Annotated in this window: 15 protein-coding genes; 6 read left to right on the top strand and 9 right to left on the bottom strand. The window is 59.8% G+C overall.

Going from position 1 to position 12798, the window contains the following annotated elements:
- Positions 1 to 119: 119 nt before the first annotated feature.
- Positions 120 to 284, bottom strand: a complete 165-nt coding sequence (locus NL123_RS13855) for a DUF6026 family protein (RefSeq protein WP_494358025.1) — start codon at positions 282 to 284, stop codon at positions 120 to 122.
- A 284-nt stretch (positions 285 to 568) separates the two neighbouring features.
- Here NL123_RS13855 and gnd point away from each other — a divergent pair, with 284 nt between their 5' ends.
- From gnd to NL123_RS13875, 4 genes are all read left to right on the top strand, one after another.
- Positions 569 to 1552 (top strand): phosphogluconate dehydrogenase (NAD(+)-dependent, decarboxylating), encoded by a 984-nt coding sequence (gene gnd / locus NL123_RS13860; RefSeq protein ID WP_248481948.1) that lies wholly within the window; start codon positions 569 to 571, stop codon positions 1550 to 1552.
- Positions 1549 to 3072, top strand: coding sequence for a glucose-6-phosphate dehydrogenase (gene zwf, locus NL123_RS13865; RefSeq protein WP_494358026.1), 1524 nt, complete (start codon positions 1549 to 1551; stop codon positions 3070 to 3072). Before gnd ends, zwf begins: the two co-directional genes overlap by 4 nt.
- On the top strand, positions 3069 to 3902 hold the full coding sequence (locus tag NL123_RS13870; RefSeq protein WP_248481946.1) for an HAD family hydrolase: 834 nt from the start codon (positions 3069 to 3071) through the stop codon (positions 3900 to 3902). Before zwf ends, NL123_RS13870 begins: the two co-directional genes overlap by 4 nt.
- Positions 3903 to 4055: 153 nt before the next feature.
- The gene (locus NL123_RS13875) at positions 4056 to 4271 is read left to right on the top strand and encodes a hypothetical protein (RefSeq protein ID WP_248481945.1); all 216 of its coding nucleotides are present in this window, start codon (positions 4056 to 4058) and stop codon (positions 4269 to 4271) included.
- Position 4272: 1 nt separating this feature from the next.
- Here the strand turns inward: NL123_RS13875 and NL123_RS13880 are convergent, their stop codons facing one another.
- Positions 4273 to 4533: a hypothetical protein gene (locus NL123_RS13880; RefSeq protein WP_058424885.1), complete on the bottom strand. Its 261-nt coding sequence runs from the start codon at positions 4531 to 4533 to the stop codon at positions 4273 to 4275.
- A gap of 343 nt (positions 4534 to 4876) precedes the next feature.
- Between NL123_RS13880 and NL123_RS13885 the strand changes: the two genes are divergently transcribed.
- Positions 4877 to 6202 carry a sigma-54 dependent transcriptional regulator gene (locus NL123_RS13885; protein ID WP_248481944.1) on the top strand — a complete coding sequence of 442 codons (1326 nt, stop codon included), beginning with the start codon at positions 4877 to 4879 and terminating at the stop codon, positions 6200 to 6202.
- A gap of 134 nt (positions 6203 to 6336) precedes the next feature.
- Here NL123_RS13885 and fapF read toward each other — a convergent pair whose 3' ends face one another.
- The 7 genes from fapF to NL123_RS13920 all read right to left on the bottom strand — a co-directional run bounded on the left by fapF (position 6337) and on the right by NL123_RS13920 (position 12361).
- Complete coding sequence (fapF, locus tag NL123_RS13890) at positions 6337 to 7638, bottom strand: fibril amyloid transporter FapF (RefSeq protein ID WP_494358027.1); 1302 nt, start codon at positions 7636 to 7638, stop codon at positions 6337 to 6339.
- Between the two features lie 49 nt (positions 7639 to 7687).
- On the bottom strand, positions 7688 to 8431 hold the full coding sequence (fapE, locus tag NL123_RS13895; protein WP_058424882.1) for a fibril amyloid subunit FapE: 744 nt from the start codon (positions 8429 to 8431) through the stop codon (positions 7688 to 7690).
- 38 nt (positions 8432 to 8469) lie between these two features.
- Positions 8470 to 9150 (bottom strand): fibril amyloid maturation endopeptidase FapD, encoded by a 681-nt coding sequence (gene fapD / locus NL123_RS13900; RefSeq protein WP_494358028.1) that lies wholly within the window; start codon positions 9148 to 9150, stop codon positions 8470 to 8472.
- A gap of 61 nt (positions 9151 to 9211) precedes the next feature.
- Positions 9212 to 9958 (bottom strand): amyloid-like fimbrin subunit FapC, encoded by a 747-nt coding sequence (gene fapC / locus NL123_RS13905; RefSeq protein ID WP_494358029.1) that lies wholly within the window; start codon positions 9956 to 9958, stop codon positions 9212 to 9214.
- Between the two features lie 67 nt (positions 9959 to 10025).
- Positions 10026 to 10577, bottom strand: a complete 552-nt coding sequence (fapB, locus tag NL123_RS13910) for a fibril amyloid subunit FapB (protein ID WP_248481940.1) — start codon at positions 10575 to 10577, stop codon at positions 10026 to 10028.
- The gene (gene fapA / locus NL123_RS13915) at positions 10574 to 11035 is read right to left on the bottom strand and encodes a fibril amyloid chaperone protein FapA (RefSeq protein WP_058424878.1); all 462 of its coding nucleotides are present in this window, start codon (positions 11033 to 11035) and stop codon (positions 10574 to 10576) included. The genes fapB and fapA overlap by 4 nt, the downstream gene beginning before the upstream one ends.
- 330 nt (positions 11036 to 11365) lie before the next feature.
- Complete coding sequence (locus NL123_RS13920; RefSeq protein ID WP_494358030.1) at positions 11366 to 12361, bottom strand: FecR family protein; 996 nt, start codon at positions 12359 to 12361, stop codon at positions 11366 to 11368.
- 154 nt (positions 12362 to 12515) lie between these two features.
- On the opposite strand from NL123_RS13920, the gene NL123_RS13925 reads away from it, so the two are divergent.
- Positions 12516 to 12785, top strand: coding sequence for a PepSY domain-containing protein (locus tag NL123_RS13925; protein ID WP_058424876.1), 270 nt, complete (start codon positions 12516 to 12518; stop codon positions 12783 to 12785).
- The last annotated feature ends 13 nt before the right edge of the window (positions 12786 to 12798 follow it).

Below are 12798 nucleotides of genomic sequence, written 5' to 3' on the forward strand. Positions count from 1 at the left end.
TGCACGCAACAGAAGCCACCCTTGCATGGGGTGGCCCTTGGGGGCTGGAGTATCGGGAGAGGCATGTGAAAACTTTGTGAGATTTTTGTAGCGGTTATCTTACAAAGCGATGACGGGGCTCAGCAGAGCGCGGGTTGTGCACCGGCGGGCTGGTCCAATTGGGCCTGGATGATATGGGCACGCAGGCGCAGGACTTCCTGCTGCAGCTGTTCGCGCTCGTCTTTCAACTGGCGCAACTCTTCGCGACGGATAGTGACGTAGAGGGTCTGTGGCGGACGTGTCATCTGTGCAGTGCTCATTGCTTACCTCGCAAATAGCCGGTGTGTCGCGGTTTGCCAGAACGCTTGAGTCGAGGTTCTCGGCAGCAGTCAGGGCAATTCTGAATTCTTTTTGCAGGCAATGGAACTTTTTTATTTTTGATGGTCGTGTGACTTTTTGTGCCGTGATGCTGAAACGATGGCAACTTTTTTCCATGAAACTAGCGGTATCCGCGCTGGACTAACCCTCATTAGCCGCATTGCGCTATAAACTATGTCACACATTTTTTAGTAGTTAGGAGCATCAGCACATGCAACTGGGGATTATCGGACTAGGCCGCATGGGCGGGAATATTGCACGGCGCCTGATGCTCAATGGGCATACCACCGTTGTTTACGACCGTAACGAAGCATTTGTAAAAGGCCTGAGCGAAGAGGGCGCCACCGGCGTTTCCGACCTCAAGGCCCTGGTTTCCGGGCTGCAAAAGCCACGCACCGTGTGGGTCATGTTGCCGGCGGGCGCGCCCACCGAAGACACCATCAACGAATTGAGTACGCTGCTGGAAGACGGTGATGCAATCATCGACGGTGGCAACACCAACTATAAGGACGACGTGCGCCGGGCCAAGGCCCTGGCGGCAAAGGGCCTGCACTATGTCGACGTCGGCACCTCAGGCGGCGTCTGGGGCCTGGAGCGCGGCTATTGCATGATGATCGGTGGCGACGCCGAGACCGTGCAGCGCCTTGACCCTATCTTCAAGAGCCTGGCCCCGGGCCTTGGCAATATCCCGCGTACCAAGGACCGTTCCGCCAGCGCCGACCCGCGTGCCGAGCAGGGTTACATCCACGCAGGCCCTGCCGGTTCCGGGCACTTCGTGAAGATGATCCACAATGGCATCGAGTACGGGATGATGCAGGCGTTTGCCGAAGGGTTCGACATCCTCAAGACCAAGAATTCGGAAAACCTGCCCGAAGACCAGCGTTTCGACCTCAACGTCGCTGACATCGCCGAAGTCTGGCGCCGTGGCAGTGTGGTCTCGTCCTGGCTGCTGGACCTGACCGCCGACGCCCTGGCCACCGACCCGAAGCTCGACGGCTACTCAGGCTCGGTGGCCGACAGTGGCGAAGGCCGCTGGACCATCGAAGCCGCCTTGGAACAAGCCGTGCCGGTGCCAGTACTGTCCACTTCGCTGTTCGCCCGCTTCCGTTCGCGCCAGCAGAGCACTTACGGTGACAAAATGCTCTCTGCCATGCGCTTCGGCTTTGGTGGTCACGTGGAGACTTCCAAAAAATGACCGCCACCGGCAAGAAACCCAAGGCCGAACCCGCTCCGCCCACCACCCTGTTTCTGTTTGGTGCCCATGGTGATCTTGTCAAGCGCCTGCTGATGCCGGCGCTGTACAACCTCAGCCGTGATGGCCTGCTGGGCGATGGCTTGCGCATTGTCGGCGTGGATCACAATGCGATCAGCGACGCCGACTTCGCCAAGAAACTCGAAGACTTCATCCGCACCGAAGCGGCGAGCAAGGTCAAGGGCAATGCCGATAACGCTCTCGACCCAGCGTTGTGGGCGCAACTGGCCAAGGGCATCAGCTACGTCGAGGGCGACTTCCTCGACGACAGCACCTACGCCGACATCGGCCAGAAGGTTGCCGACAGTGGCACCGGCAACGCGGTGTTCTACCTGGCCACCGCGCCGCGTTTCTTCAGTGAAGTGGTGCAACGCCTGGGCAGTGCCGGCCTGCTGACGGAAACCGACGACAGCTTCCGGCGCGTGGTCATCGAGAAGCCCTTCGGCTCCGACCTGGCCACCGCCGAGGCGCTGAACGCCAGCCTGCTCAAGGTGATGAGCGAGAAGCAGATCTACCGTATTGACCATTACCTGGGCAAGGAAACGGTGCAGAACATCCTGATCAGCCGTTTCTCCAACGTGCTGTTCGAGGCGTTCTGGAACAACCATTACATCGACCACGTGCAAATCACCGCCGCCGAGACCGTCGGCGTTGAAACCCGGGGCAATTTCTTCGAAAAAACCGGCACCCTGCGCGACATGGTGCCCAACCACCTGTTCCAGTTGCTGGCGATGGTGGCCATGGAGCCGCCCGCAGCCTTTGGTGCCGACGCCGTACGTGGTGAAAAAGCCAAGGTGATCGGTGCCGTGCGGCCCTGGTCCCTGGAGGATGCGCGGGCCAATTCGGTACGCGGGCAGTACACCGCCGGTGAAATCGGTGGCAAATCACTGCCGGGCTACCGTGAAGAACCCAACGTAGCGCCTGACAGCAGCACCGAGACCTTCGTCGCCCTGAAGGTAATGATCGACAACTGGCGCTGGGTCGGCGTGCCGTTCTACCTGCGCACCGGCAAGCGCATGAGCGTGCGCGACACCGAAATCGTGATCTGCTTCAAGCCAGCACCTTATGCACAATTCCGTGACACCGAGGTCGACGAGCTCAAGCCCACCTACCTTAAAATCCAGATCCAGCCGAATGAAGGCATGTGGTTCGATTTGCTGGCGAAAAAGCCCGGGCCGACCCTGGACATGGCCAATATCCAGTTGGGTTTTGCCTACAAGGACTTCTTCGAAATGCAGCCGTCGACCGGGTACGAAACCCTGATCTACGACTGCATGACCGGCGACCAGACCTTGTTCCAGCGTGCCGACAACATCGAGAACGGCTGGCGTGCGGTGCAGCCCTTCCTGGATGCGTGGAAGGAAGACGACGGCATCCAGGCCTACAAGGCCGGTGAAGACGGCCCGGCTGCCGCCGACGCGTTGCTGGCCCGTGATGGCCGCACGTGGCACAGCCTCGGATGAGTGATGCAGCGATTCACCCCATCCGTTTTATCCTCAGTGACGTGGACGGCACCTTGCTGCACCCGGACCACCACCTCAGCCAGCGCACCGCCGACGCGGTGCGTGCGCTGCGTGACGCCGGGGTGTTTTTCAGCCTGGCCAGCGGGCGTCCGCCCAAGGCCATGCTGCATCTGATCGAAACGTTCGGTATCGATGTGCCGGTGGCGGGCTTCAACGGCGGTACGCTGATCAACCCGGATGGCAGCATCCTGGTTGCCCACCATTTGCCGGCGGAAGCGGCGCTGGTCACCCTGGCGCTGTTTTCAGGCGAGCCGGACGTGGAAGTGTGGGTGTTTGCCGACGGTGACTGGCTGCGTCGCCATCCGCCCGGGCCGATGGTGCAGCGCGAAGCTGATGGCCTCGGCTACGGGCCGGTGGTGGTGGAGAGTTTCGAGCCCTACCTGGATCGGATCGACAAGATCGTCGCGGCGAGCAACAACACCCAGCGGCTGGTCGAGCTGGAAGCGCAGTTGCAACCCAAGGTACAGGGGCTGGCACACGTGTCGCGCTCACAACCGGTTTATCTGGATGTGACGGCGATGTTGGCCAACAAGGGTGAAGCCCTGAAGACCCTGGCTGCACACCTGGGCATACCACTGGAGCAAACCGCGGCGATCGGCGATGGTGGCAATGACCCGGCGATGTTTGAAGTGGCCGGGTTGTCGATTGCCATGGGGCAGGCGGAGGAAACCGTCAAGCGTCAAGCCAGTGTGGTCACTGGCAGTAACCTCGAGGATGGCGCCGCCGAGGCGATCGAGCGGTTTATCCTGGCCGGCTGCAACATACGCTAGACAGTTACAGCGATAAGGCAATGCAGTACGCCAACAATGGACGCTGAATTCTGCGCCCCACACCTCGGGGCGTTGACTTTGCCGCATGGCCTTCATGTCAGGAGGTTGCCTTGCGGGTGATGGTACGTCTGTTGATTCTGGAGTTCGAGGTGCGTGAAAAGTCCACGAGCCGGTCGCTGCACGGATATCGATTACCACTTTATCCGTGGACACCTCAAACGCTATGCCGAGCGCAACATCGGCTACGCGAAGTTAAAGGACTACGCCTCTAACCGGGAACTTCTGATCAATGTTCTGCGCTCGAACATTGATCACGAAGTTGCCGAAACGGTGTTCTTTAGCGAAGACGTCAGCTCAACGGTGCGCTGAGTTACTTCGGCATGGCCCAGGCTTGCAACTGATAGCCGCTCTTGTCCAACTCGGCACGCGCCTGCAACAGCAAGTCTTCAAGTTGTGCGGGGTTGGAATAAGTGCGCGCATCCAGTTGCCGGCTGCCGATACGGGTATTGGTGCGGTCGATGACGCTCAGGCTCAGGGCGCCATTGCCGTCATGCCAGGCCACGCACTGAAAGGGTTGGAAAGCACGGTCTGCGATCAAAAGAGCTTCGTTGATGCGGAGCGGGGCGTTCATGTGGGTCGTCTCTCTAAATGCCCATTCAAGTGATTGCCGGCGGTTGGGCTGACCGTGCGGCGGGTTACTTGTACTGATGCACGATGGCGGGGTACGGGTCACATGTTAGAGCAACTATTTTAAACTTTTAGTGATTGACGTCATGTAAGCGGCTGTTTTGAAAGCTGAATGAAAGTTTCGGCATAGCCCAACTTTTCGGCAAAGGCGCGCAGAAGTGGCTTTTTGCCCCGACTTATAGCGAAACGGTACAAGCGGTGCGTCAAGACCTTGCTAGTGTTAGCCGCAGGCGTCACAAACCGTTGTTTCTAAATAACTTTAACAATTTTGACGCCAAGGAACAGTCATGGGTGTGCCCCCCGTTCAACGTCGGTTGCTAGTGGTTGATCCCTGTGACGATTGCCACGACCTGCTGCCCGGTTTGCGCACGGCCGGCTGGGCGGTCGACAGTTGCCCATTGGAGGCGGTTGGCGAGCGGTCCTGCGATGTTGGCCTGTTACGCTTGCAACCCTCCCACTTGGAGCGCCCCGAAGCGGTCAAGGAGTTGATCGGCCGCAGCGGCACCGAGTGGATTGCCGTCCTCAGCCCGGATGTACTGCGCCTGCAGAACGTGGGTGATTTTGTCTGCGAGTGGTTTTTCGACTTCCACACCTTGCCCTTCGACGTGGCCCGGGTGCAGGTCACCCTGGGCCGTGCCTTCGGCATGGCGCGCCTGCGCGGCAAGGGCCACACCCTGGTGGATGAGCCGGAGCATGAGCTGCTGGGTGACAGCCGGGCAATCCGTGAGCTGCGCAAACTACTATCAAAGCTGGCGCCCACCGAATCACCGGTGTTGATCCGTGGTGACAGCGGCACGGGTAAAGAGCTGGTGGCCAAGACGTTGCATCGTCAATCCCAGCGGCATGCCAAGCCCTTTGTTGCGATCAACTGCGGGGCGATCCCGGAACACCTGATCCAATCCGAGTTGTTCGGCCATGAAAAGGGCGCGTTTACCGGCGCCCATCAGCGCAAGGTCGGGCGCATTGAAGCGGCTCACGGCGGCACGCTGTTCCTGGATGAGATCGGCGATTTGCCGATGGAGCTGCAAGCCAACCTGCTGCGCTTCCTTCAAGAAAAACAGATCGAGCGCGTCGGCGGCAGCCAGCCCATTCCCGTGGATGTGCGGGTGTTGGCCGCGACCCACGTCGACCTGGAGGCCGCAGTCGAAAGGGGCGCTTTTCGCGAAGACTTGTATTACCGGCTCAACGTCCTGCAAGTGGTGACGGCGCCGTTGCGTGAGCGTCATGGTGACGTGGCGATGCTGGCCAACCACTTTTCGCGCTTTTACAGCCAGGAGACGGGTCGCCGCCCGCGCAGTTTCAGCGAGAGCGCCCTGGTGGCCATGGCGAAGCACGCCTGGCCGGGCAATGTGCGCGAGCTGGCCAACCGCGTGCGCCGTGGCCTGGTGCTGGCTGAAGGGCGCCAGATCGAGGCCGTTGATCTGGGATTGCAGGCTGAACAGGCAGTTTCGCCGCCGATGGCTACACTGGAAGACTACAAGCACCGCGCCGAACGCCAGGCGCTGTGCGATGTGCTCGACCGGCACAGCGACAACCTGAGTGTCGCGGCCCGTGTGCTGGGGGTTTCCCGGCCGACGTTCTACCGGTTGCTGCACAAACACCAGATCCGCTAGGGCGGGTAAACCGAAAAGCCCCGCAACGACCCTTATCGTTGCGGGGCTTTTCCTTGTGTGCTGTAGCGAGCGGGCTTGTTGTGGCGAGCGGGCTTGCCCCGCGTTGGGCTGCGAAGCAGCCCCCCCGGCTCTCCCTAAAAGTAATACGGAAACTTCAAGCTAAACGTAAAGTCCGGCGCATCATCCGTCATCCCGATCGCCAGGTTCGGCACGATCGTCAGGTTATCCGACGCCGCAATGGTCATGCCCACGTTGAAGTAACCGGCGTTGGCATCGCTGGACACCACCGACTGCCAGTCACCACCGTTAGGCTTGAGCTTGCTCTTGCGTTGCACCAGGTCGGAGACCGAGAACGACATACTCATCTTCTCGTTCAGGGCGAACGCCACGCCCACACCGAGTTGGAAGCTGTCGCCCAGGCTGACCTTGCCGCCGACTTTCTGGTTGACGTCGCTGCTGATGTCGTCAAACGACTCTTGAAAGTTGTGGGTGTAGGAGAACGAGCCGAACAGCACCGCAGGGTCGAAGGTCTTGACCAGCGAGATACCTGGCGTAACCGACCAGACACCATTACCGGTGGGCAGGTTTTCCGGCACATACAGGTTGTCGTTGGCGGTTGACCTGACCAGCTTGATGCCAAACGGTTCTTTACCCGTTGGCGCCTTGACGCGCAGCGACACCACCGCATCCGGCAGGGTGGGGGTTTCGTCTAGGAACTTGTAGGCCACCCCGAAGTTGACGTCGCCGATGGTCGGGTCACGGCTCACGGATTCTTCCGAGGTGGCGTTGGCGTTGTTGCCGGCGCCGCCGGACTGATAAGTCGACTCGCGGTAAACCACCGGCACGTTCACATCGAACTGCCAACGGTTATCGACGTTGTAACGCCCCGTCAGGTCCAGGGTCCAGTTGTCCGACTTGATTCGGTCCAGGTTGATATTACCCAGGAAGATCGAGTCCAGCGCCAGGAAGCCGTTGAGCGTGAGCTGGCGCGCATCGTAACGCGCATACGTGATCCCGGTTTCAAAGCTGAATTTGCCGTTACCGAAGAAGCCGCTGGCCTCGTTATAGAGGTTGCTCACGCTTTGCGCAGGCGCTGAATCGTCCTTGAGCGACTGCCCATAGGAACTGCCGCCGCCTGCACCGCCGGATGCCGCTGCCGCTCCCGTGCCAGCCACCGTGGCACCGCTGGCTTTCTGAAAGTCCGCCGGGGATTTGGCCAGGCGTTTGGGTGCTGGCGTCGCCGGCGTGTCCTCGACCTGGCGCACCCGTTGCTCCAACACCGCCAGGGCTTTTTGCTGCACTTCGTACCGCTGCTTGAGCTCCAGAAGTTCCTGTTTGAGGGTCTCGATATCGGCGTCTGGCGCGGCATACAACATGGATGCGGGCAAGAGCGTACTTAAACAGACCACCGCACGTAGCGATAACGATCGATGCATGAAATAAGCCGTCCTTTTCTAATGCGAAAGTGTCGAGGGTCAGCGTAGTTCAATAACCGAGAGTGCGTAGGCCTTTGAGTTGATCCAGGTTGCAGTTCAACGCGGGGTTGTTCAATCCGTTATTCATTACCACGTTGAGCTGGGTCATGTTGTTGACGAAGTTGTTGTTGCCGGTCAGTACCGTGCCTTGCAGCACCTGGCCGCCACCAATCTGCTGGAGGCTGTTGCCTTGGTTATGATTGGCCTGGATCGCCATCTGCAAGCCGCCATTGTTGGCCGAGACGCTCACCCGGCCTGCCGCGCTGTCGCCGGTGACAGTACCGCCGGCCACCAGCACCTGCCCCGATTGCGCGGCATTGGAAGGCGCAAAGCCGTTTTCAGTGACGTTGATCCCGACATTGTTGTAGGCGGTGTTTTTGTCGCCGGCAGCGCGCACGCTCTGGGTCACGCCTGTGCCGGTGCCCAGGCCGGCGCCTCCGGTGACGTTACCGGTGCCGGTGCTCGGGTTGGTGCCATTCCCGGTCGAACCGGTGGTCTGCACGTAGAACTGTGGCGTAATGGTCGATGAGTCGACTTGCATGCTGGCCTTGCCGGTGAGGGTGTCGCCCACGGCATTGGTCCAGGTGCTGCTCATGACAATACCGAAGCTGATGATCCGCCCCGGCATCACATAACGGCCGCGCAACTCGGCCATTTCCGAATCCTTGAGTTCGATCGGCTTGAATGCCGATGAAGCATAAGCGGGCATTGAGGCTGCCAGACACAAGACCGTCAGCCAACGGGAAGTGTTCATCTGCTGCTCCTGGAGCGTCCTGCCCCTTATTGCGCTTCTTAGAAGAAGTCGCTCTGGATGAAACCGAAATCCATCAGCTCGGCATCTTTTACAGGATGGAATTTGTCCAGCTGGTTCTTCGCGGTGAGCGGTGTGGGCGGGTCGAGCAAGGCATTGGCCTTGTCGTAGCCTTCACCCAGCACGGCGAACACGATGCCGTTCCAACCCTTGACGAAGTCGTCGCGCGAATAGCGCTTGTGGCCCAGCACCGGGTCGCCGATATAGACCCAGTCCTTGTCGGCGCGCTGCAACACCACGAAGTGCTTGTAGCCACGAATCTCCAGCAGCACCACCACGGGGATTTTCACGGTCACCAGGGTGTCCGGCGAAATCTTGTAGCCCCGGGCCCGCATGCCGATGCTTTCGAGGTAGCGCTTCATGTCCAGCATGGAAAAACCCTGGGTGCGAACCAGGTCCTGGTCTGCATTGACCAGCATGCCTTTGATCACGTGGTCTTCGTCGACGTCGAGCCAATAGCCCTGGCGCAGGATGGTGGCGAGTGCCGCGGCACCGCAGCTGAAATCGGTTTTCTGTTCCACCAGGTTGGCGAAGCGGCGTTCGCGGATGCTCTCGACCTTCTTGTAGATGACTGCACCGCCAGGCATGGCGGAAATCGCCATGGTGCCTGCCCAGGTCGGGCCGGTGAGCAGCATCAAGAGGGTGAGGGTCGCGAGGCGCATGATCGTCTGACCTAATGGACACTGGAATAAAAAAGGGCCTTGTTGCCAAGGCCCCGTTGGATCAGAAGCGCACGCCGCTGCTGCAAACGCTGCAGCCTTGGCCTACAGACAGGCTGTTGCTGCCTTGGTTGCCAGCGCCGGATTGCAGGTTCACACCGATGTTGCCGGAGTTGTTGTTGATCGAGTTATCGGCACTGGCGTTGTTCGACACATATTGAGGTTTGCCGCCGTGATGGCCGTACCCGGTAGCGGCGGTATTGAGGTAGTTGTTGGCGAGCGAGTTTTGTTCGGTATTGGCAGCCGCTGCGATGTTTTTGCCATCAGCCGTGGTGATTGCCAGGTTGTTTTTACCCTGGTTGCCTTGACCGGCTTGACCGTTGTAACCCACGTTGCCGGAGTTACGGTTCACGGAGTTATCCAGGGAGGCGTTGTTCTGGGTGCCTTTGTTGACGAAGTTGTTCAGTGCGCTGTTTTGATTCACATCGACCACAGCGAACACAGTTGCAAAGTCGCCTTTGGCGCTGGAGATGGCGCCAGAGTTATCGGCCTGGTTGCCACTGCCGGCCTGAATGTTGACGCCGGCGTTACCGCTGTTGCCGTTTACCGAATTATCGGCAGAGGCGTTGTTTTCGGTCTTGGTGTCGTCGTATTTGTTGCCAATGCTGTTTTGCACATCGGTCACGACAGAGGCAACCACGCCAGTTGGTTGAGGCGCTGGATGCCAGCCACCGCCACCTGCTTGAGCTGCAGCAGCCATGAGTGCGGCGAGCGCGAAAACCATTGGTTTCAGAGCCATTTGAGGTTTCATGGTGTTTCTCCTTGCTTCTAATTAGTTGGTTAAGTGTTGGTACGGTCTAGCTAGTGCTACCAAGCTGTTACTTGATAGTGATGCCCAGGGTGTTAGCCACTCGGTTCCCCACCCCGGCACTCTGGTTCACCTGTATCACTCCTCGGCTGCCGGTGAAGGCCTGGTCGCTTGTCACGACCTGGCGGCTGCCAGTGGTGGGGGTGAGCCCTGAGTCGGTTGCCAGCGTCGTCGTGTTCTGTTGCAACAGGACGCTGTCGTCGATGGCTTGCGGGCCAGGATTGACGCTGATCCGCACGGCATTGACTAATTGGTTATTGGCCCCGGCGGACTGGTTGACGCCCAACATGCCGTTGCCATTGGTAAAAGAAGTACCCTCGATCGCCGCCTTGGCGTTCAGGGCAGGATCGACCTTGCCGTCCATCCTCTGGATATTGCCGGTGGTGGCCTGGCCGCCCAGCGTGACAGCGCGGTTGTTCGCTGTTTGCTGCTGGTTGCCCGCCGCCTGGTTGATCATCAGGTTGCCGGTGTAGTCCTTGCCGCTGTTGTTGATCACGGCGTTGTTGTCGGCCATCGCCACGGCGCTGCCCAGCAGGGCCAGAATGAACAGGGAGCGTTTCATGGTTTGCCCCCCAGCATGCCGCCCAAATTGTTCAGGGGCGCCATGCCGCGCTGAATCGAATCGCTGATCTGCCCACCCATGCTGCCGCTGCCGCCCGAGCGGCTGGCTGCTGCGCCTGCGCCCAGCGTGGACATGCCGTTTTGCGTGGCACTCAAGCCGGTGAGGTTGCTGTTGGGCTGGAGGGCGGTGCGAGTGATGCCCAGGCCACTGCTGACGCCGCCGAAGTCACGGTCGCTCAACTCGCCCGACAGGGCGCTGTTGATTTCTCGGCTGGGATTGGCGTTGGCGGTCTGGGGGTAAGGATCCGGGCCAAAGGAGGAGCGACCATACATATGACCCTGTACGTCGCGGCCCGTCACGATCACACCATCACCTGCCAGGGCTGGAAGACTGATACTGGCGCTGAGTACACAGCTGGCCAGCAGTACGTTCATCGAACCTTGAGTGAGTGTGATCACGGCGGCATTCCTTATTCTTCACGCTGACCCTAAACAGCGTTGTCAGGGAAAGAGCAGAACCCGTGCCGCTTTTGATTTATTACTGTTTTTCAAAGGCTTGCGATAACTGCAAGGCATAATGATGGCCTTGCTGTATCAGCCGTGAGACAACCGCCCTCGAAGGCCCGGCTATCCATCCACTGCACAACCGCTTCACCCCGTTGTATCAGCGCCGTAACACCGTGCATGACGAAACGATGAATCCGCTGTGCACGGGCGATCCAGGGACGGTGTGTGTAAAAAAAATGGACAGTGCGGCCGCAACGAAGCCAAAAGCACGACGCAACAGGCTCAGCCTTTGGGGGCTTTACGCGGAATGGAATTGAGGACGGGATTGCCGTCCTGGTTCTGGGTCAGGTAGACCGGCAAAACCTTGGGCAGGGAGGGGATGAGGTTGCTGACCTCGTTGATGTTGTAGATGCCACCGATGCGAATCGCCCCGGTGTTGGCGTCGGCCAGCATCGCCGGTTTGCTGAGGTAGCGGTTGATCAGTGGCAACGCATCGGCCAGGGCCAGGTTGTCGAGGATCAGCTTGCCCTGGCGCCAGGCCAGTGCTGTGTCGTTGGGGCTGATCGCCTGCACACGGGGCGTGGCATCGCCCTGTTGATAGCTGGCCTGCATGCCAGGGGTGAGGGGGACGCTGCCGTGCACTGGGTCGCTGCTGATCTGCACCGAGCCTTCAAGCAGCATCACCCGCACCTGGTCTTCATATTTCCAGACGTTGAACTGGGTACCCGTCACGCGCACCTGGCCCGCGCCGGCGTGCACGACAAACGGGTGCGCACTGTCATGGCTGACCTTGAAGAACGCCTCGCCTTTGTTCAGGGTGACGCGGCGCTGGTCTTTGTAGTTGCTGTAGACCAGCTCGGTGCCCAGGTTGAGTTCCACCTGGCTGCCGTCGCCGAGCGTCACTTGGCGCAGGCCGCTGGCAGCATCGTAGCGCTCATAGGAACTCGGCAGCCAACCGGCTTGCCAGCCGGTAAAGGCGGCGAGGGGCAGGGCGGCCAGGCAGATGGCCGCTGCCACCGCATAGGTGCGCAAACGGCTGCGCGGTTTGAATGGCACCACCACCGGCGCTGTGTCGCTGCGCGGCAGGTGGTCGGCGACGTCCCAGATCTCCAGCATCGCCGCGTACTCGAAGGCGTGCAGGGGGTGCGAATCATGCCACTGGGCAAAGGCCTGACGTTCGCCGGGCGTGCAATCGCTCGCATGCAGGCGCATGCACCAATGCGCGGCGGCGTCGGTGATGGCGTCATATTCGGCTTCTGAAAGGGCTTTTTCGCTCATTAACTCGTCCTGATTTCGCACATTCTAACCTCCTGGGAGGGACGGCGAGAACAGCCATCATGGCGATTGCACATCAATTGGAACTTATTCTCGTTTGGATGCGCCTAAAAATTTCAGGACACGTGTCAGTCATTACCACCAATGGAGTACGAAAATGCTGAAGAAAACATTAATCGCCCTGTGTGCAACCTCCGCATTGCTCAGCGCCGGCGCCGCCATGGCCGACCGCCCGGGCGCCGGTTGGATCACCATTGAAAAAGCCATTGAGGTGGCCAAGACCAAGGCCGGTTATGTAGAGGTTTATGCCGCCGAAGCCGATGATAACGGCTACTGGGAGGTCAAGGGTCGCAAGTCGGATGGCGTGGTGTACGAAGCCCGCATAGACGGGGCTTCGGGCAACGTCATTCGCGATCAGAAAGACTGATGTCCACCCGGGG

The organism is Pseudomonas sp. FBCC-B1565, assembly GCF_059133265.1.

Bases quoted from the DNA above. Each gene is read 5' to 3' on its own strand.
- NL123_RS13855 (WP_494358025.1), bottom strand. From the start codon at position 284: ATGACACGTCCGCCACAGACCCTCTACGTCACTATCCGTCGCGAAGAG.
- gnd (WP_248481948.1), top strand. From the start codon at position 569: ATGCAACTGGGGATTATCGGACTAGGCCGCATGGGCGGGAATATTGCA.
- zwf (WP_494358026.1), top strand. From the start codon at position 1,549: ATGACCGCCACCGGCAAGAAACCCAAGGCCGAACCCGCTCCGCCCACC.
- NL123_RS13870 (WP_248481946.1), top strand. From the start codon at position 3,069: ATGAGTGATGCAGCGATTCACCCCATCCGTTTTATCCTCAGTGACGTG.
- NL123_RS13880 (WP_058424885.1), bottom strand. From the start codon at position 4,533: ATGAACGCCCCGCTCCGCATCAACGAAGCTCTTTTGATCGCAGACCGT.
- NL123_RS13885 (WP_248481944.1), top strand. From the start codon at position 4,877: ATGGGTGTGCCCCCCGTTCAACGTCGGTTGCTAGTGGTTGATCCCTGT.
- fapF (WP_494358027.1), bottom strand. From the start codon at position 7,638: ATGCATCGATCGTTATCGCTACGTGCGGTGGTCTGTTTAAGTACGCTC.
- fapE (WP_058424882.1), bottom strand. From the start codon at position 8,431: ATGAACACTTCCCGTTGGCTGACGGTCTTGTGTCTGGCAGCCTCAATG.
- fapD (WP_494358028.1), bottom strand. From the start codon at position 9,150: ATGCGCCTCGCGACCCTCACCCTCTTGATGCTGCTCACCGGCCCGACC.
- fapC (WP_494358029.1), bottom strand. From the start codon at position 9,958: ATGAAACCTCAAATGGCTCTGAAACCAATGGTTTTCGCGCTCGCCGCA.
- fapB (WP_248481940.1), bottom strand. From the start codon at position 10,577: ATGAAACGCTCCCTGTTCATTCTGGCCCTGCTGGGCAGCGCCGTGGCG.
- NL123_RS13920 (WP_494358030.1), bottom strand. From the start codon at position 12,361: ATGAGCGAAAAAGCCCTTTCAGAAGCCGAATATGACGCCATCACCGAC.
- NL123_RS13925 (WP_058424876.1), top strand. From the start codon at position 12,516: ATGCTGAAGAAAACATTAATCGCCCTGTGTGCAACCTCCGCATTGCTC.